Origin of the sequence: Citrobacter sp. T1.2D-1 (assembly GCF_950098555.1) — a bacterium.
Lineage (GTDB): Bacteria > Pseudomonadota > Gammaproteobacteria > Enterobacterales > Enterobacteriaceae > Citrobacter_A > Citrobacter_A telavivensis.
Genome location: NZ_CATNHH010000056.1, coordinates 134,761 through 160,033 on the forward strand (window position 1 = coordinate 134,761; position 25,273 = coordinate 160,033).

The following is a 25,273-nucleotide window of genomic DNA, read 5'->3' on the forward strand; positions in this document are numbered from 1 at the left end:
TGATGAACGAATTTTTCCCACTTGCAAGCGCCGCCGGGATGACCGTCGGCCTTGCCGTTTGTGCACTGATCCTCGGCCTGGCGCTGGCGATGCTGTTCGCCGTCTGGGAGTCAGTGAAATGGCGTCCTGTCGCGTGGACGGGTTCCGCGCTGGTCACCATTTTACGCGGCCTGCCGGAAATTCTGGTGGTGCTGTTTATCTATTTCGGCTCCTCTCAACTGCTGCTGATGCTCTCTGATGGCTTTACTGTCAACCTGGGCGTGGTGCAGATCCCGGTACAAATGGAGATCGAAAACTTCGACGTCAGCCCCTTCCTGTGCGGCGTGATTGCCCTCTCTCTGCTCTACGCGGCCTATGCGTCACAAACGCTGCGCGGCGCGCTGAAAGCCGTACCGCTGGGTCAGTGGGAGTCCGGTCAGGCGCTGGGACTGTCGAAGACCGCCATTTTCTTCCGGCTGGTGATGCCGCAGATGTGGCGTCACGCGCTGCCAGGGCTGGGCAACCAGTGGCTGGTATTGCTGAAAGATACTGCGCTGGTGAGCCTTATCAGTGTCAACGACCTGATGCTGCAAACCAAGAGCATTGCCACGCGAACTCAGGAACCGTTTAACTGGTACATTATTGCGGCGGCGATCTACCTGGTGATTACGCTGGTGAGTCAGTACATTCTCAAACGCATTGACCTGCGCGCGACACGTTTTGAGCGGAGACCGGGCTGATGCTTGAGTATTTACCTGAACTGCTTAAAGGGCTGCACACCAGCCTGACGCTGACGGTTGCGTCCATTGTCGTCGCCCTGATTCTGGCGCTGATTTTTACTATCGTTCTGACGCTTAAAACGCCGGTTGTGGTCTGGCTGGTTCGTGGCTATATCACGCTGTTTACCGGTACCCCGCTGCTGGTGCAGATTTTCCTGATCTACTATGGACCGGGGCAATTCCCGACGCTGCAAGAGTATCCGGTTCTGTGGCATCTGCTGTCGGAGCCGTGGCTGTGCGCGCTGATTGCGCTGTCGCTCAATAGTGCAGCCTATACCACGCAGCTGTTCTACGGCGCGATCCGCGCAATTCCGGAAGGCCAGTGGCAGTCCTGCGGCGCGCTGGGGATGAGCAAGAAAGACACGCTGGCGATCCTGTTGCCATATGCCTTTAAACGCGCCCTCTCCTCGTATTCCAACGAAGTGGTGCTGGTGTTCAAGAGTACCTCTCTGGCTTATACCATTACCCTGATGGAAGTGATGGGATACGGTCAGCTGCTGTATGGTCGCACCTACGATGTGATGGTGTTCGGCGCAGCGGGCGTCATCTACCTGGTAGTCAACGGCCTGTTGACGTTAATGATGCGTCTTATCGAGCGCAAAGCGCTGGCTTTCGAACGCCGCAACTAAGCATTATATTGCATAAAACACAATTCAAAAGACGGACAAGTTTATAACCTGTCCGTCTTTTTTTATTTTTAACAAAATAGTTAATCGTTTTTATTGCATATAAATTCAATTGCTGGCATTGTAAATCCATGCCGCAGAAACGGCGCCTCATCATAACGGGAGTCCAATCATGAAAAAGTTAGTTCTGGCCGCATTACTTGCCTCTTTTGCCGTCGGCGCCTCTGCCGCTGAAAAAATCAGCTTCGGCGTCTCTGCGACCTATCCACCGTTCGAATCTATGGATGCGAATAACCAAATCGTCGGTTTCGACCTCGATCTGGCAAAAGCCTTGTGCAAACAGATGCAGGCAGAATGTACTTTCACCAACCATGCGTTTGACAGTCTGATCCCGGCACTCAAATTCAAGAAATATGACGCGGTGATTTCCGGTATGGATATCACGCCGGAGCGGAGCAAGCAGGTGGCGTTTACAGCCCCCTACTATGCCAACTCGGCGCTGGTAATTTCGAAGAAAGGGACTTACAAAACCTTCGCCGATCTGAAAGGCAAACGTATCGGGATGGAAAACGGCACCACCCACCAGAAGTACTTGCAGGATAAGCATCCGGAAGTGAAAACGGTGGCCTATGACAGCTATCAGAACGCGTTTATCGACCTGAAAAATGGCCGTATTGATGGCGTGTTCGGTGATACCGCGGTGGTGAACGAGTGGCTGAAAACCAACCCACAACTGGGGCCAGCAACCGAGAAAGTGACCGATCCGCAGTACTTCGGCACTGGTCTCGGCATCGCGGTTCGCCCGGACAACAAAGTGCTGCTGGAGAAACTGAATGCGGCACTGGTGGCCATTAAAGCTGACGGGACTTACCAAAAAATCAACGATCAGTGGTTCCCGCAGTAAGTCGAGTCGCTGGTGGTAGAATGCCTGATGACGCTACGCTTATCAGGCCTGGAATATCTGCACCGCTCATAGGCCGGATAAGGCGCCAGCGCCGCCATCCGGCAAACCGTGACTAGTCCCTCAACAACAATGTCAGCACTTCATAATGCGCGGTATGTGGGAACATATCGAACAGCTGTACCCGTTCAATACGGTAGCCCGGCAACGCGGCAATGTCTTTTGCCATCGTCTGCGCATTACAGCTCGAATAAATAATGCACTGCGGCGCCATCTGTCCCAGATAATCGCAGAGCGGTTTGCCGATACCGCGCCGCGGCGGATTCACCAGCACCAGTTCCGGCACCGCCCCTTGCCCGGTGGCAAACTGCGTGGAATCCAGCGCCTGAAAATGAAGATTGGTTAAGCCCAGTTCCAGCGCAGATTGTCTGGCACAGGCAATGGCTTCCGGCGCGATTTCAATTCCAGTCAACTGCATGTCCGGCGTCGCGCAGTGCAGGCCAAAACCACCAACGCCGCAGAACAGATCCCACATGTGGTTCACCGGCAGCTGTCGCACCCAGTCACGCGCCGTCGCATACAACAGGCTAGCCACCGCCGGATTGGTCTGGAAGAAACTTTGTGGGCGAATCCACAGCGGCACGTCGTTAAACCGCTCCGCCAGCGCCTGCTGTTCGGTCAGGAAGATTTCCGTCTCCCCTTCCATAATCGCCATATGCACCGGCTGGAGATTAACGCTGATGACCTTCAGCTGCGGCAGTTGCGTCTGCAACCACGGCAGCGCAGCGCGTAACTGCGCCAGTTTGCTTTCGGAACGCAGCACAAAGCGCAGCATCATACCGCCATCAAACTGGCTTTCCGTCAGCAGGAGGTACTTCAGTTCCCCACGCTTGCGCGCCACGTTATAAGGGGTTAATCCGGCGCGCGCAATAAACGGTTTCAGCACGGCAAACACTGGCGCAAACGAGGCGGGATAGAGCGGGCAATCGCACAAATCTTCCGGCGTCCCGTCGCGGTGCAGCATCCCCAGCAGCGGTTTCTCCACGCTGCCACTGACCACCATTTTTGCTTTATTACGAAACGCCTTTTCCGGGCCGCTAACCGGTGCGCACCATTCTCCGACCGAAAAACCGGCAAGCAGATTTTTCAGATCGGCGGTTTTGGCGGCGTGTTGCTCGCCAACGGGCTGCGTTATCCACTGACAGGAGCGACAGCGACCGGCGTCATAGAGTGCGCACTGCATACAGAAACCTTTATCTAAACAGGGGCGAGGATTATACACATTATTGTAAGCGGAAGAAGCGACGACTGGCCGCGGGCACAAACAGTAATAACAGCACCAGCATATCGGGCAATTTTTGCATCACCAGCGTACGCAGAATCTCCCGCTTTGACTCACCGGCAATGCTGAACAGCTCGGGATAGCCGTAGCCCAGCGAGGCCGCCCACAAATAGCCTGCGGCAATCACCTGTGTGAGGAGATATAGCCACCGCGCCCAGTTGCGCCCTTTCACCAATGAAAATGCGCAGCCTATCTCAACAAACACCAGCACCAGACTGCCCAGAAAAACCAGCGTCAAATTCCAGGTTTGTACGCTGCGATGGATAAACTCAACCAGTCCGCGGACGCCGAGCGTGTTAAAGATCATCAGCAGGTCGAGCCCACGGATCATAATAATGGCGAGCGCCGCCACCTGAACCAGCGCAGGCACGTTCAGGCGGGCATGTGATGAGGATGATTTTTTAAAAAATCCCAACGAGTCGTCTTCCATGAAAACAATGCCGCGACGAGCGCGGCATTGTGTAGCCAGGTTGACCGATTTTAGTGTCTTCAGTCGCGTCTTGCACGTTGGATATCGCGGATCCGCTGTTTTTCCGTACGAGCCATCAGATACCAGGCGATAAAACCGACAATTCCGACCACGCCGAGGATCAGCGTCGCCAGGGCGTTGATTTCCGGATTAACGCCCATCCGCACGCTGGAGAAGACCAGCATGGGTAACGTGGTTGCGCCCGGCCCGGAGACAAAGCTGGCAATGACCAGATCGTCCAGCGACAGCGTGAATGCCAGCAGCCAGCCGGAGACCACCGCCGGCATAATCATCGGCAGCGTAATCACAAAGAACACCTTCAGCGGCGTCGCCCCCAGATCCATCGCCGCTTCCTCAATGGAGCGATCCAGTTCGCGCAGGCGCGATGAAATCACCACCGCCACATACGCCGTACAGAACGTGACGTGCGCCAGCCAGATGGTCAACATTCCACGATCCGACGGCCAGCCAATCGCGTGGCCCAGCGCAACAAAGAGCAGCAGCAGTGAGAGCCCGGTGATCACATCGGGCATAACCAGCGGCGCGGTTATCATAAAGGCAAAGCCGTTCGACCCGCGAAAGCGGCCAAAGCGCACCATCACCACCGCGGCAATGGTGCCGAGTATCGCCGCCATGGTCGCTGCACAGGCGGCGATAGTCAGACTCAGCCCCACCGCGCTCATCATCGCGCTGTCGCGGAACAGTTCGCCGTACCAGCGCGTTGACCATCCTGCCCACACCGTGACCAGTTTGGAACTGTTAAACGAGTAGATGACCAGCATCAGCATCGGCGCGTACAGGAAAGTAAACCCGAGCACCAGAATCACAATACGCCAGGGTGAACGAATTACCGGTAAGTTGTTCATCCGTGGACCCCTCCGCTTTTTTGCTGATGTTTGTGGAACCACATAATCGGTACGATCAACAGCAGCAGCATGACAATCGCGACCGCAGACGCCACCGGCCAGTCGCGGTTGTTAAAGAACTCTTGCCACAGCACGCGCCCAATCATGATGCTGTCCGGCCCGCCGAGCAGTTCCGGGATAACAAACTCCCCAACCGCCGGAATGAACACCAGCATAGAACCGGCAATAATGCCGCCTTTGGTCAACGGGACAATCACGCTAAAGAAGGTTTTCAGCGGGCGCGCGCCCAGATCCAACGACGCTTCCACCAGCGAATAGTCAATCCGCGTCAGTGCGGTATAAATCGGCAGCACCATGAACGGCAGATAGGCGTATACAATGCCGATATACACCGCCAGATTGGTGTGCAGAATGGTCAACGGCTGGTCGATCACCCCCAGCCACAGCAGAAAGTTATTCAGCACGCCATTATTTTTCAGGATCCCCATCCACGCATACACGCGGATCAGAAACGAGGTCCACGATGGCAGGATCACCAGCAGCAACAGAATATTACGCGTTGACGGCTTGCTGTGCGCCACCGCCCATGCCAGCGGATAGCCCAGCAGCAGACAACAAAGCGTCGAAATCCCTGCCACCTGTAGCGACTGCAAATAGGCGTCAAAGTAGAGCGGATCGTCCGTTAGCTGCAGGAAGTTACCGAGATTAAGGGTGACAGACAGTTGGCCGTCGGCCCACGCCATCAGTTCGGTATACGGCGGGATCGCCCGCGCCATTTCCGCGAGACTGATTTTAAAGACGATCAGAAAAGGCAGCAGAAACAGCAGGATAAGCCAGACGTAAGGCAGCGCAATGACCAGCTTGCGCCCGTGTTTCATCTGCACGCGCGCCAGCCAGAGCGTAAAGCCGCCCGGCTTTTCCACGCGTGCCGGAGGTTTAAATGTACTCATCTTCGCTCCTTAAACCGTCAGCACCACACAGCTGTCCGCATCCCAGCACAAACGCACCTCATCGCCCCAGGTCGGCAGACCTTTGCGATAACGGTGGGCATTCTGCAACTGAGCACTGATCATCTGTCCGCTTTTCAGGCGAACGTGATAAATGGAGAGATCGCCAAGATAGGCAATGTGCACCACTTCTCCCACGGCGAAGTTAAATCCGTCGGCGGGCGGCTCGTCGCACAGCATGATTTTTTCCGGGCGCAGCGCCACGTGCACCGGCACGTTGTCCACCACCGACGCATCCGGATCGACCTTCAGTGGATGCACCAGACCTGGGGAATACAGCACCAGACCGTCATCCTGCCGCTCTTTGATAACCCCCTCAAAAACGTTGACCGAGCCGATAAACTCCGCGCTGTAGCGGGTGGTCGGATGCTCATAAATCTCTTCAGGCTCACCGATTTGCACGAACTTGCCACGGTTCATGATGGCAATACGCCCGGCCATGGTCATCGCCTCTTCCTGATCGTGCGTCACCATCACGCAGGTCGCGCCGACGCGCTCAAGAATATCGACCACTTCAAGCTGCATACGGTCACGCAGTTTTTTATCCAGTGCGCCCATCGGCTCGTCGAGTAACAGGAGTTTGGGACGTTTTGCCAGACTTCGCGCCAGCGCCACGCGCTGACGCTGACCGCCGGAAAGCTGATGCGGTTTGCGTTTGGCGAACTCCTGCATATGCACCAGACCCAGCATCTCTTCAACCCGGCTGGCGATTTCCGCTTTCGGCAATTTGTCCTGCTTCAGGCCAAAGGCGATATTCTGTTCCACCGTCATATGAGGAAACAGCGCGTAGGACTGAAACATCATGTTGATGGGCCGCAAATAAGGCGGCACCTGGGACAGGTCGACGCCGTCCAGCATGATTTGTCCGGTAGTGGGTTGTTCAAACCCTGCCAGCATGCGCAGCAGCGTGGATTTTCCACAGCCGGATGCGCCCAGCAGGGCAAAGATTTCGCCTTTATAAATAGTCAGACTCACGTCATCAACCGCGTGCTGACCGTCGAAAGATTTGGTCAGATTGCGGATTTCGAGGAGCGGCGTCAGCGCTTTACGGGTTTTCGCCTGCGGGCGTGGGGTGGCATCATTCACGGGGTGCTCTCCGGCAGAAACAAATCATGGTGCAAACGCACCCAAAAGGTGCGTTTTGCCGGGCAGCGCAGCGCATACCCGGCGCTTCAACGGCGGATTATTTACCGCTCTTCACCTTGGTCCAGGCACGCGTACGGACGCGGTCAATCTTCGGATCCTGAACTTTCAGGGTAAACATTTTCGCGCGCACGTCGGCTGGCGGATAAATGCCTGGATTATCACGCACTTCAGGGCTCACCAGCGCCGTCGCCTCTTTGTTAGCATTGGCGTAGAACACGTGGTCAGAGATATGGGCAATCACGTCCGGGCGCAGCAGATAGTTGAGGAACTGATAGGCCTCGTCTTTATTTTTAGCATCTGCCGGCATCGCGAAGACGTCAAAGAAGGCCATTGCCCCTTCCTTCGGAATTGAGAAGGAGATATTGACGCCATTTTTCGCCTCTTTCGCCCGGTTAGCCGCCTGCCAGACATCCCCTGCCCAGCCAATCGCCACGCAGGTATCGCCGTTAGCCAGGTCGTTGATGTATTGCGAGGAGTGGAAGTAACGGATATTCGGACGCAGCTTAAGCAGCAGATCGGTGGCAGGCCCCGTGTAATCGTCCGCTTTGGTGCTGTTCGGATCTTTACCCAGATAGTTCAGCACGGTAGCAAACACCTCTTCCGGCGCATCGAGGAAAGAGACGCCGCAGCTCTTCAGCTTTTCGAGATTTTCCGGCTTCAGCACCAGATCCCAACTGTTGACGGGCGCATCAGCACCGAGTACCGCTTTCACTTTATCGACGTTATAGCCAATACCGGTGGTCGCCCACATATACGGCATGGCGAATTTATTGTCCGGGTCATGTTTGGCGACCAGTTTCAGCAGTTCCGGATCGAGGTTTTTCCAGCCCGGTAGTTTGCTCTTATCCAGCGGCTGAAAGACACCTGCCGTCAACTGACGCTCAAGGAAGCTCGCGGAAGGCACCACCAGGTCAAAACCGGTGCTGCCGGCCATCAGTTTGCCTTCCAGCACTTCGTTGGAGTCAAAGACGTCATAGACCACTTTGATACCGGTCTCTTTCTCAAAATTAGCCACCGTATCCGGCGCTATATAATCAGACCAGTTATAGATATGGAGTGTTTTTTGTTCCGCAGCGAGCGTGCCGACAGAGACGGCCATCAGAGCACCCGCAACCAGACCCGATAGCCATTTTTTATTTAAGGCGGTCATAATCTCTTTCCTTATCAAAGTTCGTTAACAAACGAACCAAAAAGTTGCACTCAATGCTATGCAAGAAACGTGCATAGTTTGTCATTCGGCAAAAACCAGGAAGAGTGGACGCTCCCCCGACCGTTATTGCTCGCTGTAATTAAGCTTCGCAAGAATAACTTTAGCCAGGGTTTCAGGCTATAGCCCAGATTAAAAAACGCCTTTTATCAATTTTTTATGCAATTTATGTCTATGTGATAAAGCGAAACGGCGGGAAAGGAGGTGAATAATTCTTTAAAGAAAGGTTAAATGCAGTATAAAAGAACGTAAACCGCAGCCGCTCTGGCAGCGACTGCGCTATACGGTCAGACTTCAAGTTGAAATCAGTGAAGAAAATGGCTCTCAGCGCTACTTTTTTGCGTGTCTTCTTCGGCGGTAAACAGCATCTGGTGCGCGCCTGCTTCCAGAATGACCATGGATATCTGCTCTTCGCTCTGGCGTACGAACCATTCGAACTGCGCGTAAGTCACCCCCTGCATAACGGATAAAGACTGGCAAACCACCAGCTTTGGCAGATTATCATCCTGCATATCCAGAAACGCTTTTACGGTGAGGGAGCTGGCATTAATGGCAGACAGATCCGCCGCCAGTGGCAGTAACGCAGAAGGCCTCACTTCCGCCATCGCAGAAAACAGCAGCGTATTGTCGACGAGATCTAATTTTGCATCATAGATGCCGTCAAAATTTTGCATGTGAGGTAAATGCAGTGCCTGACAGGTATCACATTCAAAAAAACTCATGCCCAGGTCGTCGAGCCATTGCCGCAACGTATCCAGAGTGGGAACGACCAATTCTGTCATAATAATGTGCTACCTCTTACGATGAAAAAATACCGGCACAGCTTACGCAAAAAGCGTTCGTCATTCCACGATCATCGGCGATATTAAGACTAGCCGCCCGTTTTGAGACAAAATTCAGCCGTCGCGTGGCGTTCGATCCACTGAATCATCCGCCCGGCGATATCGATGCCGGTGGTTTTTTCGATCCCTTCCAGACCCGGAGACGCATTCACTTCCATCACCAGCGGGCCGCGCTCGGCGCGTAAAATATCGACACCGGCGACGTCAAGCGCCATCGTCTGTGCGGCTTTTATCGCAATCTCTCGCTCACGGGGGGTAATGTTGGCAATGCAGGCCACGCCGCCGCGATGAAGATTAGAGCGAAAATCGCCGTCCTTCGCCCGTCGCTCAATGGCGGCAACCACCTCATCACCCACCACCAGGCAGCGAATATCGCGACCTTTGGCCTCTTGAATATATTCCTGCACCAGAATATGGGCGTTAAGCCCCCGAAAGGCATCCACGACACTCTCAGCGGCCTGACGGGTTTCTGCTAACACCACGCCAATCCCCTGCGTTCCTTCCACCAGCTTCACCACCAGCGGCGCACCGCCGACCATATCGATCAAATCGCTGGTGTCATCGGGCGAGTGCGCAATGCCGGTAATCGGGAGATCGATGCCCTGCCGCGCCAGCAACTGCAACGAGCGCAGTTTATCGCGCGCGCGGGTAATCGCCACGGATTCATTTAGCGGATAGCTACCCAACATCTCAAACTGGCGCAGCGCCGCCGTGCCATAAAAGGTGATAGCCGAGCCGATACGCGGGATGACGGCATCAAAATGAGGCAACTTGCGTCCTTTATAGTGAATCGAGGACGCAGCCGGATTGATGTTCATATAGCAAGAAAGCGGATCGAGTATTTCGACCAGATGGCCACGCTTCATCGCTGCTTCACGCAGGCGCTTACACGAGTAGAGCGTTCCATCCCGGGACAATATGGCAATTTTCACCCTGCACCTCTCTGCATAACCCGATCAAAAAAAATCCCGAGTATCATACACAGCGGCGGAATTTTTAGCGCGTGGCCCAACCCTGTTTATGCAAATATTCCAGGATAAAGGGACGATTTTCCTTAATCAGCGTGCGGCGAATATGATCGCTCCAGGTGTCACGGCGATTATTGCTGCCGCGGCTGAGATAATATTGCGCGAGCTGTTCGTCATAGTCCGCCAGCGCGTCTGTGTCGAGCGGCTGATAGTGGTTCTCATGCATCACAATCGCCGCAGGCAGGCGCGGCTTCAGATCCGGATTATCGGCAGGCCAGCCCAGACACAGCCCAAACAGCGGCAATACGTGTTTTGGCAGCGCCAGCAATTCAGTGACGGCCTCGATGTTATTGCGCAGTCCACCGATATAGACACCGCCCAGCCCCAGCGATTCCGCCGCCGTCAGCGCGTTTTGCGCCATCATCGCGGTATCCACCACCCCCAGCAGCAGTTGCTCTGCAAGACCTAATTGCGCTTCAGGGCAAATCTGCAGATGGCGATTGAAATCCGCGCAGAAGACCCAAAACTCAGCAGCCTGCGCGACGTGCTGCTGCCCCCCGGTTAATGGTACCAGCGCGTCACGTAGCGCCGGATCCGTAATACGAATTATTGACGTGCACTGCAAAAAACTGGAGCTGGACGTCGCCTGAGCGGCGGCCAGAATCGCCTCTCGCTGTTCAGACGTAATCGGTTGATCGGTGAAATGACGAATCGAACGGTGATGACGCAGAAGGTTAATGGTTGGAGTCATTCTCTTTTTCTCTGTCTGAATGGGATGAATTAGATGGGGCCTTCATTAGCTGTGGCGCGAGCCGCTGCGCGACTTGCCAGACAAACGCCAGCGCGGCGGGGATCATCAACAGTACACCCAGAAAAAGCATGACAACGACCGCGAGCGAGGTGTTAAACGGTGCGGGTAGTGTCAGGTAGTGGTTCAGCGACAGCAAAGCCAGCGCCAGAAGCACCATCCCCACTATTTCCAGGATCAATACACTTTTCGGTAACGCGCCAATTGTACGCACAGGAAGCCCTCTTTTGTGAGACATAGTGTAAGGCGTTCAGCGTGAATGTATTTAACAGATATAGACTAAATGTATTGAAGTAAAAGGTGCAACCTACTGTTCAAGGCTGACGATTGGCGTCATCATAGCAGTCATTCGCCGTCAGGCTTTGAGTTCGAGGAGAGAGACTACAATGTTCACCGTTATTTTTGGTCGCCCGGGTTGCCCTTACTGTGTTCGCGCAAAAGAACTGGCAGAGAAACTGAGCAACGAGCACGAAGATTTCAACTATCGCTACATCGACATCCACGCGGAAGGTATCACCAAAGCGGATCTGGAAAAGACCGTTGGCAAACCGGTTGAAACCGTACCGCAGATTTTTGTTGATCAGAAACACATTGGCGGTTGTACCGATTTTGAAGCCTGGGCGAAAGAGAATGTGAATCTGTTTGCTTAACCGCAGTGACAGATGCAAAAACGCCCTCTCAGGAGGGCGTTCGTTACTTTAACGCTACCGCGGTCTGAACAGACTGCTGATGAACAGGAAACACAAGGCACCCAGCGCACACCAAAACACCGCGCTGAATAACCATGCCATCTCCTGCCACAGCGAGCGAGTGGGCGTAAAGAAAAACCGCATGAGTAGCAGGCAACAAGGCGCTGCAACCATCGCACCGAGAAGCGGTTTGACTATTTCCCGACGTTGAGAGCAGTAGCTGGCCACCGCACCTGGCAACGTAAAAAACAGTAGCCCCATTTCTGGATGCCCGGTTGCCCGGAATGCCCCCCTCATGTGCATTGCCAGTGAAAGGCAGACGACCACAAAGAGCACAAAGCAGCAGACCGCGCTTGCCCAACCATGTTTATATTTCAATCATTTCTCCTGACACTGTCTCTATCAAGCACACTTTTCGCCAATGGCGTCCAGTCAGATAAAGCCGTTCAGCATTCCGTGCTAAAATACGCCAACACGATTCTTATAGCCGTTGATACGTAATGAGATTAAACTAGCCAAATATATTGTTGTGTTGCTTATATTCGGGGTGTGGATATGTCACAATCCCCTTAATTGATGGCAAAAACAGTAGCCCAAATTACTATTTCTTTCAACAGCTTACTCGTAAACAAGAAGTTAGTCTCCGTGAATATAAACGTCGCCGATTTGTTAAATGGGAATTACATCCTGTTATTATTTGTTGTACTGGCTCTTGGCCTGTGTCTCGGTAAATTGCGCCTGGGTTCTGTCCAACTGGGTAATTCCATTGGCGTTTTAGTCGTCTCTCTCTTATTAGGGCAACAGCATTTCACTATTAACACCGATGCACTAAATCTGGGCTTCATGCTGTTTATTTTTTGTGTCGGCGTCGAAGCGGGTCCTAACTTTTTTTCCATTTTTTTTCGGGATGGGAAAAATTACCTGATGCTGGCTCTGGTAATGGTCGGCAGTGCGCTGCTGATCGCCCTGGGGCTGGGTAAGCTGTTTGGCTGGGACATCGGCCTAACGGCCGGTATGCTGGCTGGCTCAATGACGTCCACCCCGGTTCTGGTCGGTGCTGGCGATACGCTACGCCATTTTGGGATGGAAAGTGCACAGCTTTCCCGGGCGCTGGATAACCTGAGTCTGGGCTATGCGCTAACTTACCTGATTGGTCTGGTCAGTCTGATCGTCGGCGCACGCTATCTGCCTAAATTACAACATCAGGATCTGCAAACCAGCGCCCAGCAGATTGCCCGTGAACGCGGTCTGGACACCGACACGAACCGGAAGGTGTACCTGCCGGTCATTCGCGCTTACCGTGTCGGTCCTGAACTGGTGGCCTGGACCGACGGAAAAAACCTGCGTGAGCTTGGCATTTACCGCGCGACCGGTTGCTATATTGAACGCATCCGGCGCAATGGTATTCTGGCAAACCCGGATGGCGATGCGGTATTGCAAATGGGCGATGAGATTGCGCTCGTCGGTTATCCGGATGCCCATGCCCGTCTCGACCCCAGCTTTCGTAACGGCAAAGAGGTCTTCGACCGCGACCTGCTCGACATGCGGATCGTTACGGAAGAGATCGTGGTGAAAAACCACAATGCAGTGGGACGCCGTCTTGCCCAACTGAAGCTCACCGACCACGGCTGCTTCCTGAACCGCGTGATTCGTTCGCAGATTGAAATGCCAATTGATGACAACGTGGTACTCAACAAAGGCGACGTATTGCAGGTCAGCGGCGACGCGCGTCGCGTGAAAACAATCGCAGACCGTATCGGCTTTATCTCAATTCACAGCCAGGTGACCGATCTGCTGGCCTTCTGCGCATTCTTCATTATTGGTCTGATGATCGGCATGATCACCTTCCAGTTCAGCAACTTCAGTTTCGGCATTGGTAATGCGGCAGGGTTGCTGTTCGCCGGGATCATGCTGGGCTTCCTGCGAGCCAACCATCCCACGTTTGGTTATATCCCGCAGGGCGCGCTGAATATGGTGAAAGAGTTCGGCCTGATGGTCTTTATGGCGGGCGTTGGCCTAAGCGCGGGCAGCGGCATCGGCCATGGTCTGGGGGCGATCGGCGGTCAGATGCTGATTGCCGGGCTGGTCGTCAGTCTGGTGCCGGTGATCATTTGCTTCCTGTTCGGTGCCTATGTTCTGCGCATGAACCGGGCACTCCTTTTTGGTGCCATGATGGGGGCACGTACCTGCGCACCGGCGATGGAAATCATCAGCGATACCGCGCGCAGCAACATTCCGGCACTCGGTTACGCGGGCACCTACGCGATAGCCAACGTGCTGCTGACGCTGGCAGGGACACTCATCATCATCATCTGGCCAGGCTTAGGATAAAACTGAAGTTGCCCCTTAAGCGAAAATTTTTTGCAGATACGTAGAACTTTTCCTCAAGGCGTCAGTCATAACTATTGCCACTGCTTTTCTTTGATGTCCCCAATTTGTGGAGCCCATCAACCCCGCCGTTTTGGTTCAAGGTTGATGGGTTTTTTGTTGTCTGAAATTCATCCCCCGTCCTTGCACCCCGCCATTCATCACCCATACTTCCTGATTATCGGCCCGTGAAGGTGAATGCCTTATGTTGCTTAAAAACAAAGTCGCTGTGATTTTTGGCGGTAGCGGCGCTATCGGAAGCGCCGTGGCGCGGAATATGGCGCGTGAAGGGGCGCGGGTTTATCTGGTCGCTCGCGGTCAGGAAAAACTGGATCGCGTGGCGCATGAAATTCGTGCCGCAGCAGGAACCGTTGATACCGCCCTCATCGATGTTCTCGACGAGCAATCGATGAGGACGCAAGTAGCAGAACTGGCGAGCAGGAGCGGCGGCTTCGATATTGTCGTCAATGCCACCGGTTTTATGCACGACCAGGGTAAGGAGGTCGCGGAATTAACCCTGGACGAGTTTATGCAGGGGATCCGCCCCTTCCTCACCGCTCAGTTCACTATCGCAAAAGCCGTTACGCCACATATGGGAGGTCAACGCGCGGGGGTGATTCTCAGCGTCGTCGCGCCCGCAGGTGCGATGGCGATCGCAGGCCATTCAGGTCACATTGTGGGCTGTGCAGGAGCAGAAGCGTTTGTTAAAGCTCTGGCTGCCGAACTCGCCCCCAGAAATATCCGCGTCATCGGTATTCGTTCCCATGCGATCGTCGATGCCGTTAAGGCCGGTTCTTATACCGGTGAGATTTTTGCCGCAAAGGCGCAGGAAATGGGATTAACAACAGAAGAATGGCTGGGAGGGGCAGCGCAAAGCACAATGCTCAAACGCCTGCCAACGCTTGCAGACATCGCCGCGCTCATGAGCTTTCTGGCCTCGGATAACGCCAGCGCCATGACGGCAACCATTGTGAATATGACCGCCGGCGCCACGACAGGATAACGGAACCTCACCCGGCGATACGTTTAACCATCAGTAGGATCTCTTCGCGCGTCATCGGTGTCCGGTCGGTCACAAAATGCAGCGTCATCCCTTCAATAAAGGCGTCCAGCGCACGCGCAGTACCCGGTTCGAACCACCGGGAGAGCGTTTGCTGGCTGCGCTGCATCCAGTTTTGCATCACCGTTTTTAACGCAGGTTTGCGATTGGCAAAGGCATACAGTTGATACATCAGTTCCATATTATCCGGCGTGGTAACCTGAGAACTGTAGATCATGTCGGCGATCGCGTGACACGCCCCCTCTTCGTCCGGAACCTGCGTAAAAAAGTCCTGATACTGCACGGACATCGTCTGCGTAAACTGCGTGAATGCTTCGGTCAGCAACTCTTCGATGCCGGAAAAATAGTAGGTCAGCGATCCCAGTGGCACGCCGGCCATCGCGGCGATTTTTCGGTGCGTCACTGCATGAATGCCATGCACTTTCACTGCTTCCAGCGTCGCGGCAACGATTTTCTCTCGCCGCTGCGGATCGTTAGCACGTCGCACGTTTATTCCTCTCAACAGGTTTATGTACAAATGTACACAAGCTTGATAATGTTGTCTTCTCTCTTTTATGCCGATCTGGAATTATGACTGCCATCTCTTCACGCAAAGCCCTGCAACGCCGAACCTGGGCACTTTTTATGTTCTTCTTTTTGCCCGGCCTGCTTATGGCCTCCTGGGCCACACGTACGCCAGCCATTCGTGACACGCTCTCGGTCTCGACGGCGGAAATGGGGGCGGTGCTGTTTGGCCTCTCAATAGGTTCGATGAGCGGTATCCTTTGTTCGGCCTGGCTGGTGAAACGATTTGGCACGCGCAAAGTGATTCGCACTACGATGTCCTGCGCGATTGTGGGGATGCTGGTGCTGAGTCTGGCGCTATGGTTGACCTCCCCACTGTTGTTTGCGCTGGGTTTAGGTGTGTTCGGTGCCAGTTTTGGCTCCGCGGAAGTGGCGATCAATATTGAAGGGGCGGCCGTCGAACGGGAGATGAACAAAACCGTGCTGCCGATGATGCATGGATTTTACAGCTTCGGCACGCTGGCGGGCGCGGGCGTCGGGATGGCACTGACGGCCTTTGGCGTCGCGGCAACCACCCATATTGTGCTGGCCTCGCTGGTGGCGATTGCGCCGGTTTTTATTGCGATCAAAGCCATTCCCGACGGAACAGGCAAAAACGCCAGTGACGGTTCTCATCCCGAAGAGAAAGGCGTTCCCTTCTGGCGTGATATTCAGTTGCTGCTGATTGGCGTTGTGGTGCTGGCGATGGCGTTTGCTGAAGGCTCCGCCAACGACTGGTTACCGCTGCTGATGGTGGACGGCCACGGGTTTAGCCCAACGTCAGGTTCACTGATTTACGCGGGCTTCACGCTCGGGATGACCGTCGGGCGCTTTACCGGCGGCTGGTTTATTGACCGCTACAGTCGCGTGGCGGTGGTGCGCGCCAGCGCCCTGATGGGAGCGCTTGGAATCGGTTTGATTATTTTCGTCGACAGCGCCTGGGTGGCAGGCGTCTCCGTGGTACTGTGGGGCCTGGGGGCATCGCTCGGCTTCCCGTTAACGATTTCAGCGGCCAGCGACACGGGGCCGGATGCGCCCACGCGCGTCAGCGTCGTGGCAACCACCGGCTATCTGGCATTTCTCGTTGGCCCTCCGCTGCTGGGCTACCTCGGTGAGCACTACGGCTTACGCAGCGCCATGCTGGTGGTGCTGGCGCTGGTGCTGCTGGCCGCAGTTGTCGCCAGAGCCGTTGCTAAACCACATTCAACTACGCAATCTGCGATGGAGAAGGGATAAATGGGTATTAAGTTAATTGCAGTCGATATGGATGGCACCTTTCTGAGCGATCAAAAGACCTATAATCGCGAACGTTTTCTGGCGCAGTATCAGCAGATGAAGGCACAGGGTATTCGTTTTGCGGTCGCCAGCGGCAACCAGTATTACCAGCTTATCTCTTTCTTTCCCGAGATTGCCCATGAGATCTCCTTTGTCGCGGAAAACGGCGGTTGGGTGGTGAGCGAAGGTCAGGATATCTTCAATGGCGATCTGGCGAAGTCCGACTTTACCGCCATTGTCGATCATCTGTTGACCCGTGCCGACGTAGAGATCATCGCCTGCGGTAAGAACAGCGCGTATACCCTGAAAGCGTACAACGACGAGATGAAAGCCACTGCGGGTATGTACTATCACCGCCTTGAGTTCGTGGATGACTTCGACAATATCAATGATGTGTTCTTCAAATTTGGCCTCAACATCTCTGACGATCGGATCCCGGAAGTTCAGCAAGCCCTGCACGACGCCATTGGCGATATCATGGTACCCGTTCACACCGGCTATGGCAGCATCGATCTCATTATCCCCGGCGTACACAAAGCGAACGGTCTGCGCCTGCTCCAGCAGCGTTGGGGAATTGATGATAACGACGTGGTGGTGTTTGGCGACGGCGGCAACGATCTTGAAATGCTACGCCAGGCGGGCTTCAGTTTTGCGATGGAAAATGCGGCGGATGTGGTGGCGAAGGCCGCGAAATACCGCGCAGGCTCGAACAACAAAGAAGGTGTCCTGGACATCATTGATTGCGTGCTGAAGAACGACGCGCCGTTTAATTAACGCCTGCCAGGTCTAAAATAGCGTCATTCACCAGGCCGGATAAGGTGTTTACACCGCCATCCGGCTTTATTGCCTGATAGCGGGCACCATTACCCTTCCCGCGTATTTCCGACCTGTTTATCTTTCAGGAAGATAAACATCAGCAGCAGCCACAGGATACCGTTTGCCAGGTTAAACAGGCTGAACAGGCCGTTTCCTCCGCCCAGCCAGGCGTATTTGCTCAGCTCAATTCCGACGGTAAAGATCAGCATTTGCAGCATCCCCATCGCCGCAGAAACCGTGCCTTTACTCATGTCGCTGGCGAACAGCGTGAGGCGCACCAGTCCGGCGTTTGCCACGCCGATGCCGAAAGCGTAAACGCTCAGTCCTGCCGTCATCCACAGGTAGGCGTGAGACGCGACCACCGTTGCCGCTGCGGCGATAACCAGCCCGAGCACAATCGGCCAGCCGCCCATGATGATGAGCGAACGCACCGTACGTCGCGAGGTCAGGCGCGCCAGCACCAGATTCCCTGCAATCAGCGCACCAAAAATCGGTACCTGTAGCAGGCCATACTCGTAGCTACTGAGCTGCTCACCGCTGATGATGATAATCGGCGACTGGGCAATCCAGGCCAGCAGCGGCAGGCTGACAAATCCCAGCGCCAGCGCGCCGGCGACAAAGCGACCATTCTTCAGCACCAGTTTGTAATCGCTGCCCAACGCCTTCAGGGACAGCGGTTCGCCGATTCGTGTGGCCGTCTCCGGCATCGCACGCTGCAGGCCAAAGAAGGCGACTGCCGCCAGTGCCGCGAACAGCACAAACATGCCTTCCCACGGCAGGACATGCACCCAGGCGGCCCCCACCAGGGGTCCCAGCAGCGGCGCTATTAGCGCGACGTTCGCCATCAGCGCCGTGATTTTGATACACACCGCCTCTTCAAAGGACTCCTGAATGGCCGCATAGCCCACTGCGCCAATGAAGCACAGGCTGATACCCTGCAAAAAACGCAGCAGCGTAAACTGTTCAATGCTTTGCGCCAACAGCGTGGCCAGACAGGTCACAATAAACCACACTACGCCCGCTAACATCACCGGACGGCGACCTATTCGATCCGACAACGGCCCTAGCAGCCATTGCAGAAACATCCCCCCGGCCAGATAGGCGGTCATGGAGGTCGGAACCCAGTCTATTCCCGCCTGAAATTGTTCCACCACCGCCAGCATGCCGGGTTGGATCATATCGTTGCCAATGTAGGTGGAAAATTCGTAGAGCACCAGACAGAGAGGGAAAAGCAGCGCCTGACGTCCAAGACGGGCACCTTGTTGTAAACGGTTTTGCATGCAATCTCTTCGACAGTAAAAATCGCGCAAAGTGTAATGAAAGTGCCTCACCTGAGATAGTGAATTATGTCTGGTAAAGGCAAAATGCGCACATTTTTACACGCTCATTGAAAATCCGCCCCTGGGTTTAAGGTTAATCTAAGTTACTGCTGCTACTCTGGGGTAAATCGCGAGCGGTGTCTGAAACACCTTCAATTTACAGGTAAATAAGACTATCCCTCTTTACCCCGAGGATGGACACTTTTATTCTCGCCCTGCCTGGATATTCATTAAACGTACTGAGTCTGAATGCTATGCTGGAAAATATTAACTATTCGCTGTTCTACTTAATCAATGCCACGCCGGACTCGGCATCGTGGATGATTTCCCTTGCCATTTTTATCGCCAAAGATCTGATTAACAGCGTCCCGCTGTTAGCCGTTGTCCTCTGGCTGTGGGGACCGCGCGAACAGGTTTGCGCACAGCGGCAGATGATCGTCAAAATGGCGATGGCGCTGGTGGTCAGCCTGCTGGTGTCCTGGGTAATGGGACATCTGTTCCCGCACGACCGTCCGTTTGCCGATCACATTGGCTATAATTATCTCCAGCATGCGGCTGATGACTCGTTCCCCAGCGATCATGGCACGGTGATTTTCACCTTCGCGCTGGCGTTTTTGCTCTGGCATCGTCTCTGGTCCGGCGTTCTGCTGATGGCGCTGGCCGTGACCATCGCCTGGTCCCGAGTGTATCTCGGCGTACACTGGCCGCTCGACATGCTCGGCGGACTGCTGGCGGGGATGATCGGCTGTCTGAGCGCGCAGATTTTGTGGCAAAAATTCGGCCCGGCCCTCTATCGTGGCCTGCAATATTGTTACCGTATCTGCTTCGCCCTGCCGATTCGTAAAGGCTGGGTGCGTGACTAAACGAAGGAAAAAAGAGTAATATTAGGCACTCTGTAGCGGACAGAGCGCTTAATTATTCATCCAGGGGAATTATGGAAACACGTCGCGAAGAGCGTATTGGTCAATTGCTGCAGGCGCTGAAACGCAGCGATAAGCTCCATCTTAAGGAAGCCGCGACCCTGCTGGGCGTCTCTGAAATGACCATTCGTCGCGACCTGAATAACAACAGCGCGCCGGTGGTGCTGTTAGGTGGTTATATTGTGCTGGAACCCCGCAGCGCCAGCCACTATCTGCTCAGCGATCAAAAGTCCCGTCTGGTGGAAGAAAAGCGTCGCGCGGCGCAACTGGCAGCAAATCTGGTGCAGCCACATCAAACGCTGTTTTTTGACTGCGGCACCACCACACCGTGGATCATCGAAGCTATCGATAATGACATCCCGTTTACTGCTGTCTGCTATTCCCTGAATACGTTTCTGGCGTTGCAGGAAAAACCGCTCTGTCGGGCGATCCTCTCTGGCGGCGAATTCCACGCCAGCAATGCGATTTTCAAACCGCTTGATGCCAGGGAAACGTTAAACACGATCTGTCCGGATATTGCCTTCTACTCGGCGGCGGGCATCCACATCAGTAAAGGGGCGACCTGTTTTAATCTGGAAGAGTTGCCGGTGAAACACTGGGCGATGTCGATGGCTCAGTACCACGTGCTGGTGGTTGATCACAGCAAATTTGGTAAGGTCCGTCCGGCGCGGATGGGGGATTTAAAGCACTTTGACGCGGTGATCAGCGACAGTTGCCCTGACGATGAATTTGTCAGCTTCGCCAAAGCACAGCGGATTACGCTGATGTACTAATTGCCGCTTGCCGGACAGGCGTCAGCGCTATCCGGCAATCCACAAACGCTTAAGAGAACCAGCTACCGAACCACTGATGGAATTTCATCAGCACGAAATCCCACATCCGGCCAAAGAACCCGCCCTCTTCTACCGCTTCCATCACGATCAGCGGACGCTGTTCAATCGACTTGCCGTTCAGTTGGAAATCAATGGTCCCAACCACCTGGCCTTTTTTCAGCGGCGCGGTGAGTTGCGGTTCGGTCAGCGTAAAGCTGGCTTTCAGGTTTTTCAACTGACCACGCGGAATGGTCACGGAACCGGCTTCACCCGCCCCCAGGTTCACCTCACTCTTGTCACCAAACCAGACGCGCTGGGTCACAAAGGTGGCATCCGGTTTGATAGGCGTTACGGTCTCAAAGAAGCGGAAGCCCCAGGTCAGCAATTTTTCTGATTCATTAAAACGGATACGGTCGGTTTTGGTGCCCAGCACAACCGAAATAAGCCGCATATCCCCCTGGGTGGCCGACGCGACCAGGTTGTATCCGGCTCCCGCCGTGGTGCCTGTTTTCATGCCATCAACGTTAAGGCTGGAACTCCAGAGCAGACGGTTACGGTTGGGCTGGCGAATCTTGTTAAAAGTGAACTCTTTCTCTTTATGAATCGCATACTCTTCCGGTACATCATGGATCAGCGCTTTACCCAGCAGCGCCATGTCGCGCGCGGTGCTGAACTGGCCCGGCGCATCCAGACCGTGTACCGTCTGGAAAGTGGTGTTTGTCAGCCCGAGCTTTTTCGCATAGCCGTTCATCAAACCGATAAACGACTCCTGGCTGCCCGCAACATAGTCTGCAAGCGCGATACAGGCGTCGTTGCCGGACTGAATAATCACGCCTTTATTGAGATCGGAAACCGCCACCTGATCGCCAGGTTTCAGGAACATGACCGAGGAGCCGCGCAGCGCCGGGTTACCGGTCGCCCAGGCGTCTTTGCCTATCGTCACCATGTCGGTCAGTTTAATTTTCCCTGCTTTTAGCGCCTGTCCCACCACATAGCTGGTCATGATTTTCGTCAGACTGGCAGGATCCAGCTTCTCATCGGCATTGCCTTCTGCCAGTACCTTACCGCTGGAGTAATCCATTAAAATCCACGCGCGCGCATCGACGCCTGGCGCGTCAATCGTCTGTTCCGCCGCCATCACCGTTGGCGCGAAGAGAAATAAAAGTGCTGAACCCGCTGCGAAATTACGAAGGGAAGAAACGTATTGCGTCATAAATGCCACCCGAGTATCCATTCAAAAAATATACGTCATACCACCGTATAATAAGTGCGGTGAGTAATAACGCACTAAGAAGCGTAAGGGAACCGTAAGTTGGTAAAGTTTTTAAAGTTTATGCAATAACCCCTCGCTACGCTGCAACTGAGAGGAATTTTTTGTTGGCTGTTGCGTAAATGTTGGGTTTATCTCACCATGTGGAGTGAACGCAGCCCTGAGGCTGTCCATTTTTGAGGGGTAATTATGATTACGCTGTGGGGCAGGAATAACTCAACCAACGTCAAGAAAGTGTTGTGGACGCTCGAAGAACTGGAATTGCCGTTTAACCATATCCTGGCGGGAGGACAGTTTGGCCTGAACCACGACGCAGACTATCTGGCGATGAACCCAAACGGTCTGGTGCCTTTGCTGCGTGATGATGAAAGCGATCTGCTGCTGTGGGAATCCAACGCCATCGTACGTTATCTGGCTGCACAGTATGGACAAAAACGTCTGTGGGTCGAGTCTCCGGCGCGTCGGGCGGAAGGCGAAAAATGGATGGACTGGGCTAATCAAACCTTGAGTCCGGCGCACCGCGTGGTGCTTTTTGGTTTAGTGAGAACGCCGCCGGAACAGCGCGATCGCGCCGCCATTGATGCGGGAGCGAAGCGCTGCGACGAGCTGTTTGCAATCCTCGATGCAGCACTGGCTAACCAGCCCTGGTTTTCAGGTAACGAGTTTGGCACCGGTGATATCGCCATCGCCCCGTTCGTCTACAACCTGTACAACGTGGGGCTGACGTGGACGCCGCGTCAGCATCTTGAGCGCTGGTACCAGCAACTCAGCGAACGCCCGGCATTTCGTAAAACGGTCATGATTCCGGTCAGCTAAGTCATTCAGGTGCGCGGTCTGCTGCCGCGTGCCTGTGTTCCGTCAAAATCATCATTCACGCTTATCATTTTTTTCTTTATATTTCATCACATTATCCTTCCACGACTCCCTCTCAGAATACGGTACTGAATTCGTGAAGCGCTTTGCAGAAAGTCGCTGCGGCCATTGCCGCAAATTCGAAACTCATAAACATTAGCGAGCAAACTATCTGCATGGAGACCAACGATGCCACAACAATGGAGTACCGCCCGGGCGCAGTCCTGGTATCAACATCATGGATGGGCGTGCGGGTTCAATTACCTGCCACGAACCGCCGTCAACTGGAACGAGATGTGGCAGGCCGACACTTTCGATTTACCGGTCATTGAGCAGGAACTCGCCTGGGCGGAACGCTACGGCTATAACGCCTTACGGACCAACCTGCCGTTTATCGTCTGGCAGCACGACCGGGAGGGGTTACTGTCACGGATTGACGCGTTTCTGGAAGTCGCCGCGCGTCACCAGATTCAGGTGATGATGACGCTGATGGACGACTGCGGCTTTTCTGGCGATGAACCGTGGTTCGGTCCGCAAAAAGCGCCTACGCCGGGAGTGCATAACAGCCAGGCGGCGGCCAGCCCAGGCAGAGCCATCGTGATGGATCCCGACCAGTGGCCGCAGGTTGAAGCTTACGTTCACGATATCCTCACGCACTTTTCCCGCGACACGCGCATTGCAATCTGGGATTTGTACAATGAACCCGGCAACCGGGGGATTTTCCTCTCCCCGCAAGAGTATGCCGAAGCGGATGTGGCGCTGGAAGAGTATGCTCTGCAATTGGTGCGAGCCGTTTTTCGCTGGGCGCGCAGCGTGGATCCGTTGCAACCGTTAACCGTCGGTGCATGGCATGTGGATCATGAACGCTGGGGAACGCTTAAGCACCCGATCGACGTCGCTGCGCTGGCGCTCTCGGATATCATCAGCTATCACGCCTACGTGCCTGCCGCCAGGCAGTCGGACATTTTGCGCGCCCTTTCGCAGTTTAATCGCCCGGTGCTGTGTACCGAGTGGCTTTCACGCCATACCCACTGCGTGTTCAGCGAACAGCTTCCCCTTTTTAGCGCTTTTGATACAGGTTGTTATCACTGGGGACTGGTGCAGGGAAAAACCCAGACCTGGATCCCCTGGCCTGGTGTGAATCAATCTCATCCGGTTCCGCAATCACTGTGGTTTCACGATGTTCTGAAACCGGATGGCACGCCCTGGTGTGAGGAGGAAATGCAACTGGTGAAACGGCTTACGGATTCCCGGCGGAACGGGGACTGACTTTAAGTAACTCGCCGTCGGACTCGTCGGTTAACACGTACAGATAACCGTCAGGCCCGACGCGTACATCACGGATCCGCTGCCTCCGTTCTCCCAGAATACGTCCGTCTTCAGTCACCTTATTGCCGTCAACGCTCATCACAATCACATCCTGATCCTTCAGTGCACCAATAAACAGTTTCTTGTGCCATTGGGGGAACGTCTCGCGGTTATAAAATGCCATTCCGCTGACGGCAGGTGATTTCTGCCAGTAGAAAATGGGCTGTTCGGTGCCTGCTACCTTTTCGCCCTGCGCTTCCGGGATCTTAAGCCCGCTGTAGTTGATACCCCAGGTCGCCAGCGGCCAGCCATAGTTTTTCCCTTTTTCAGGGATATTGATCTCATCCCCGCCGCGCGGCCCGTGTTCGTTCAGCCACAGCACATCGCTCCACGGATTCATCGCCATCCCCTGCGGGTTGCGAATGCCGTAAGACCAGATTTCCGCACGCGCCCCCGGCTGATTGACAAACGGATTGTCCTGCGGGATTTTCCCCTGTTCGGTCAGACGCACCACTTTACCCTGCAATTTATCGAGATCCTGCGCGGTCGACCGCTGGTTGTTTTCTCCCAGTCCAATGAACAGGTAGCCCTTGCCATCAAAAACCAGCCGCCCACCGAAATGGTTGCCGGTTGACAGTTTTGGCATCTGGCGGAAGACGGTCTGGAAGTTTTCCAGTCGCGAAAGATCGTCGCTAAGTCGACCATAGCCCACCGCGGTTCCTGCCTTACCCTGCGTATCGGCCTGCGCAAAACTGAGCCAGACGCGTCGCGACTGGCTAAAGTCCGGCGCCAACGCCACGTCCAGAAGGCCGCCCTGACCGTTCGCCCAGACCTTAGGTACGCCAGGGATCGGATCAGAAAGCCCTTTACCTGCCTGCCAGTGGCGCAACTGTCCGCCCTTCAGGGTGATAAGCATGCCGTTGTCGCCTGGCAGAAAGGCCAGCGCCCACGGATGGTCAAGTTTGGTTTGCAGCACCTCGACATTAACCCCAGGCGTTTCAGCCTGCGTAAACCAGGGAATAATGCACAATGGAATTAAAGGGATAAGCGAGCGACGCATAACGCCTCCTTGTTGACTCTGGTTAAAGCGTAGTCAGCGAGG

27 protein-coding genes are annotated in these 25,273 nt (G+C 54.6%); 12 read left to right on the top strand and 15 right to left on the bottom strand.

The window, feature by feature from the left end:
• Positions 1–2 precede the first annotated feature (2 nt).
• The 3 genes from artQ to artJ all read left to right on the top strand — a co-directional run bounded on the left by artQ (position 3) and on the right by artJ (position 2,288).
• The gene (artQ, locus tag QQZ17_RS21795) at positions 3–719 is read left to right on the top strand and encodes an arginine ABC transporter permease ArtQ (RefSeq protein ID WP_046477814.1); all 717 of its coding nucleotides are present in this window, start codon (positions 3–5) and stop codon (positions 717–719) included.
• Positions 719–1,387 (top strand): arginine ABC transporter permease ArtM, encoded by a 669-nt coding sequence (gene artM / locus QQZ17_RS21800; protein ID WP_152405297.1) that lies wholly within the window; start codon positions 719–721, stop codon positions 1,385–1,387. The genes artQ and artM overlap by 1 nt, the downstream gene beginning before the upstream one ends.
• Before the next feature lie 169 nt (positions 1,388–1,556).
• Positions 1,557–2,288, top strand: a complete 732-nt coding sequence (artJ, locus tag QQZ17_RS21805; protein WP_152405298.1) for an arginine ABC transporter substrate-binding protein ArtJ — start codon at positions 1,557–1,559, stop codon at positions 2,286–2,288.
• A 112-nt stretch (positions 2,289–2,400) separates the two neighbouring features.
• On the opposite strand, the gene rlmC is transcribed toward artJ, so the two are convergent.
• The 10 genes from rlmC to QQZ17_RS21855 all read right to left on the bottom strand — a co-directional run bounded on the left by rlmC (position 2,401) and on the right by QQZ17_RS21855 (position 11,154).
• Positions 2,401–3,528, bottom strand: a complete 1,128-nt coding sequence (gene rlmC / locus QQZ17_RS21810; RefSeq protein WP_152405299.1) for a 23S rRNA (uracil(747)-C(5))-methyltransferase RlmC — start codon at positions 3,526–3,528, stop codon at positions 2,401–2,403.
• 40 nt (positions 3,529–3,568) lie between these two features.
• Positions 3,569–4,057 carry a YbjO family protein gene (locus QQZ17_RS21815; protein WP_152405300.1) on the bottom strand — a complete coding sequence of 163 codons (489 nt, stop codon included), beginning with the start codon at positions 4,055–4,057 and terminating at the stop codon, positions 3,569–3,571.
• Positions 4,058–4,116: 59 nt separating this feature from the next.
• Positions 4,117–4,962, bottom strand: a complete 846-nt coding sequence (gene potI, locus QQZ17_RS21820) for a putrescine ABC transporter permease PotI (protein WP_042320333.1) — start codon at positions 4,960–4,962, stop codon at positions 4,117–4,119.
• Positions 4,959–5,912, bottom strand: coding sequence for a putrescine ABC transporter permease PotH (gene potH / locus QQZ17_RS21825; RefSeq protein WP_152405301.1), 954 nt, complete (start codon positions 5,910–5,912; stop codon positions 4,959–4,961). The genes potI and potH overlap by 4 nt, the downstream gene beginning before the upstream one ends.
• A gap of 9 nt (positions 5,913–5,921) precedes the next feature.
• Positions 5,922–7,055 (bottom strand): putrescine ABC transporter ATP-binding subunit PotG, encoded by a 1,134-nt coding sequence (gene potG, locus QQZ17_RS21830; protein ID WP_152405302.1) that lies wholly within the window; start codon positions 7,053–7,055, stop codon positions 5,922–5,924.
• A 97-nt stretch (positions 7,056–7,152) separates the two neighbouring features.
• A complete protein-coding gene (potF, locus tag QQZ17_RS21835) occupies positions 7,153–8,265 on the bottom strand; it encodes a spermidine/putrescine ABC transporter substrate-binding protein PotF (RefSeq protein ID WP_152405303.1) in 1,113 nt (370 codons plus the stop codon).
• A 362-nt stretch (positions 8,266–8,627) separates the two neighbouring features.
• Complete coding sequence (locus tag QQZ17_RS21840) at positions 8,628–9,104, bottom strand: YbjN domain-containing protein (RefSeq protein ID WP_152405304.1); 477 nt, start codon at positions 9,102–9,104, stop codon at positions 8,628–8,630.
• Between the two features lie 89 nt (positions 9,105–9,193).
• On the bottom strand, positions 9,194–10,096 hold the full coding sequence (gene rimK, locus QQZ17_RS21845) for a 30S ribosomal protein S6--L-glutamate ligase (RefSeq protein ID WP_046477799.1): 903 nt from the start codon (positions 10,094–10,096) through the stop codon (positions 9,194–9,196).
• Between the two features lie 64 nt (positions 10,097–10,160).
• A complete protein-coding gene (nfsA, locus tag QQZ17_RS21850; RefSeq protein ID WP_152405305.1) occupies positions 10,161–10,883 on the bottom strand; it encodes a nitroreductase NfsA in 723 nt (240 codons plus the stop codon).
• Positions 10,867–11,154: a DUF1418 family protein gene (locus QQZ17_RS21855; RefSeq protein ID WP_152405306.1), complete on the bottom strand. Its 288-nt coding sequence runs from the start codon at positions 11,152–11,154 to the stop codon at positions 10,867–10,869. Before QQZ17_RS21855 ends, nfsA begins: the two co-directional genes overlap by 17 nt.
• A gap of 172 nt (positions 11,155–11,326) precedes the next feature.
• On the opposite strand from QQZ17_RS21855, the gene QQZ17_RS21860 reads away from it, so the two are divergent.
• Positions 11,327–11,590: a GrxA family glutaredoxin gene (locus QQZ17_RS21860; protein ID WP_152405307.1), complete on the top strand. Its 264-nt coding sequence runs from the start codon at positions 11,327–11,329 to the stop codon at positions 11,588–11,590.
• Positions 11,591–11,644: 54 nt separating this feature from the next.
• Here the strand turns inward: QQZ17_RS21860 and QQZ17_RS21865 are convergent, their stop codons facing one another.
• Positions 11,645–12,007, bottom strand: coding sequence for an inner membrane protein YbjM (locus QQZ17_RS21865; protein WP_152405308.1), 363 nt, complete (start codon positions 12,005–12,007; stop codon positions 11,645–11,647).
• Positions 12,008–12,274: 267 nt separating this feature from the next.
• Here QQZ17_RS21865 and QQZ17_RS21870 point away from each other — a divergent pair, with 267 nt between their 5' ends.
• Together QQZ17_RS21870 and QQZ17_RS21875 are read left to right on the top strand one after the other, a co-directional pair.
• Positions 12,275–13,960 carry an aspartate:alanine antiporter gene (locus QQZ17_RS21870; RefSeq protein ID WP_046477790.1) on the top strand — a complete coding sequence of 562 codons (1,686 nt, stop codon included), beginning with the start codon at positions 12,275–12,277 and terminating at the stop codon, positions 13,958–13,960.
• A 241-nt stretch (positions 13,961–14,201) separates the two neighbouring features.
• A complete protein-coding gene (locus tag QQZ17_RS21875; protein ID WP_152405309.1) occupies positions 14,202–14,999 on the top strand; it encodes an SDR family NAD(P)-dependent oxidoreductase in 798 nt (265 codons plus the stop codon).
• Positions 15,000–15,006: 7 nt separating this feature from the next.
• On the opposite strand, the gene QQZ17_RS21880 is transcribed toward QQZ17_RS21875, so the two are convergent.
• Entirely contained in the window at positions 15,007–15,543 is a 537-nt protein-coding gene (locus tag QQZ17_RS21880) for a TetR/AcrR family transcriptional regulator (RefSeq protein WP_152405310.1), read from the bottom strand.
• An 83-nt stretch (positions 15,544–15,626) separates the two neighbouring features.
• Between QQZ17_RS21880 and QQZ17_RS21885 the strand changes: the two genes are divergently transcribed.
• Positions 15,627–16,835 carry an MFS transporter gene (locus tag QQZ17_RS21885; RefSeq protein WP_152405311.1) on the top strand — a complete coding sequence of 403 codons (1,209 nt, stop codon included), beginning with the start codon at positions 15,627–15,629 and terminating at the stop codon, positions 16,833–16,835.
• Positions 16,836–17,648, top strand: coding sequence for a Cof-type HAD-IIB family hydrolase (locus QQZ17_RS21890; RefSeq protein WP_152405312.1), 813 nt, complete (start codon positions 16,836–16,838; stop codon positions 17,646–17,648).
• Positions 17,649–17,737: 89 nt separating this feature from the next.
• Here the strand turns inward: QQZ17_RS21890 and QQZ17_RS21895 are convergent, their stop codons facing one another.
• Positions 17,738–18,970 carry an MFS transporter gene (locus QQZ17_RS21895; RefSeq protein WP_152405313.1) on the bottom strand — a complete coding sequence of 411 codons (1,233 nt, stop codon included), beginning with the start codon at positions 18,968–18,970 and terminating at the stop codon, positions 17,738–17,740.
• Between the two features lie 293 nt (positions 18,971–19,263).
• On the opposite strand from QQZ17_RS21895, the gene ybjG reads away from it, so the two are divergent.
• Complete coding sequence (ybjG, locus tag QQZ17_RS21900) at positions 19,264–19,872, top strand: undecaprenyl-diphosphate phosphatase (RefSeq protein ID WP_152405314.1); 609 nt, start codon at positions 19,264–19,266, stop codon at positions 19,870–19,872.
• A gap of 71 nt (positions 19,873–19,943) precedes the next feature.
• Positions 19,944–20,702, top strand: coding sequence for a DNA-binding transcriptional repressor DeoR (gene deoR / locus QQZ17_RS21905; RefSeq protein WP_152405315.1), 759 nt, complete (start codon positions 19,944–19,946; stop codon positions 20,700–20,702).
• A gap of 49 nt (positions 20,703–20,751) precedes the next feature.
• On the opposite strand, the gene dacC is transcribed toward deoR, so the two are convergent.
• Positions 20,752–21,954, bottom strand: coding sequence for a serine-type D-Ala-D-Ala carboxypeptidase (gene dacC / locus QQZ17_RS21910; RefSeq protein WP_152405316.1), 1,203 nt, complete (start codon positions 21,952–21,954; stop codon positions 20,752–20,754).
• Positions 21,955–22,200: 246 nt separating this feature from the next.
• On the opposite strand from dacC, the gene QQZ17_RS21915 reads away from it, so the two are divergent.
• Together QQZ17_RS21915 and QQZ17_RS21920 are read left to right on the top strand one after the other, a co-directional pair.
• Entirely contained in the window at positions 22,201–22,827 is a 627-nt protein-coding gene (locus QQZ17_RS21915; RefSeq protein WP_152405317.1) for a glutathione S-transferase family protein, read from the top strand.
• Positions 22,828–23,052: 225 nt separating this feature from the next.
• The gene (locus QQZ17_RS21920) at positions 23,053–24,132 is read left to right on the top strand and encodes a 1,4-beta-xylanase (protein ID WP_152405318.1); all 1,080 of its coding nucleotides are present in this window, start codon (positions 23,053–23,055) and stop codon (positions 24,130–24,132) included.
• Here QQZ17_RS21920 and QQZ17_RS21925 read toward each other — a convergent pair.
• Positions 24,104–25,231, bottom strand: a complete 1,128-nt coding sequence (locus QQZ17_RS21925; protein WP_152405319.1) for a PQQ-dependent sugar dehydrogenase — start codon at positions 25,229–25,231, stop codon at positions 24,104–24,106. The genes QQZ17_RS21920 and QQZ17_RS21925 overlap by 29 nt on opposite strands.
• Positions 25,232–25,273: the final 42 nt, after the last annotated feature.

Bases quoted from the DNA above. Each gene is read 5' to 3' on its own strand.
- artQ (WP_046477814.1), top strand. From the start codon at position 3: ATGAACGAATTTTTCCCACTTGCAAGCGCCGCCGGGATGACCGTCGGC.
- artM (WP_152405297.1), top strand. From the start codon at position 719: ATGCTTGAGTATTTACCTGAACTGCTTAAAGGGCTGCACACCAGCCTG.
- artJ (WP_152405298.1), top strand. From the start codon at position 1,557: ATGAAAAAGTTAGTTCTGGCCGCATTACTTGCCTCTTTTGCCGTCGGC.
- rlmC (WP_152405299.1), bottom strand. From the start codon at position 3,528: ATGCAGTGCGCACTCTATGACGCCGGTCGCTGTCGCTCCTGTCAGTGG.
- QQZ17_RS21815 (WP_152405300.1), bottom strand. From the start codon at position 4,057: ATGGAAGACGACTCGTTGGGATTTTTTAAAAAATCATCCTCATCACAT.
- potI (WP_042320333.1), bottom strand. From the start codon at position 4,962: ATGAACAACTTACCGGTAATTCGTTCACCCTGGCGTATTGTGATTCTG.
- potH (WP_152405301.1), bottom strand. From the start codon at position 5,912: ATGAGTACATTTAAACCTCCGGCACGCGTGGAAAAGCCGGGCGGCTTT.
- potF (WP_152405303.1), bottom strand. From the start codon at position 8,265: ATGACCGCCTTAAATAAAAAATGGCTATCGGGTCTGGTTGCGGGTGCT.
- QQZ17_RS21840 (WP_152405304.1), bottom strand. From the start codon at position 9,104: ATGACAGAATTGGTCGTTCCCACTCTGGATACGTTGCGGCAATGGCTC.
- nfsA (WP_152405305.1), bottom strand. From the start codon at position 10,883: ATGACTCCAACCATTAACCTTCTGCGTCATCACCGTTCGATTCGTCAT.
- QQZ17_RS21860 (WP_152405307.1), top strand. From the start codon at position 11,327: ATGTTCACCGTTATTTTTGGTCGCCCGGGTTGCCCTTACTGTGTTCGC.
- QQZ17_RS21875 (WP_152405309.1), top strand. From the start codon at position 14,202: ATGTTGCTTAAAAACAAAGTCGCTGTGATTTTTGGCGGTAGCGGCGCT.
- QQZ17_RS21885 (WP_152405311.1), top strand. From the start codon at position 15,627: ATGACTGCCATCTCTTCACGCAAAGCCCTGCAACGCCGAACCTGGGCA.
- QQZ17_RS21890 (WP_152405312.1), top strand. From the start codon at position 16,836: ATGGGTATTAAGTTAATTGCAGTCGATATGGATGGCACCTTTCTGAGC.
- QQZ17_RS21895 (WP_152405313.1), bottom strand. From the start codon at position 18,970: ATGCAAAACCGTTTACAACAAGGTGCCCGTCTTGGACGTCAGGCGCTG.
- ybjG (WP_152405314.1), top strand. From the start codon at position 19,264: ATGCTGGAAAATATTAACTATTCGCTGTTCTACTTAATCAATGCCACG.
- deoR (WP_152405315.1), top strand. From the start codon at position 19,944: ATGGAAACACGTCGCGAAGAGCGTATTGGTCAATTGCTGCAGGCGCTG.
- dacC (WP_152405316.1), bottom strand. From the start codon at position 21,954: ATGACGCAATACGTTTCTTCCCTTCGTAATTTCGCAGCGGGTTCAGCA.
- QQZ17_RS21915 (WP_152405317.1), top strand. From the start codon at position 22,201: ATGATTACGCTGTGGGGCAGGAATAACTCAACCAACGTCAAGAAAGTG.
- QQZ17_RS21920 (WP_152405318.1), top strand. From the start codon at position 23,053: ATGCCACAACAATGGAGTACCGCCCGGGCGCAGTCCTGGTATCAACAT.
- QQZ17_RS21925 (WP_152405319.1), bottom strand. From the start codon at position 25,231: ATGCGTCGCTCGCTTATCCCTTTAATTCCATTGTGCATTATTCCCTGG.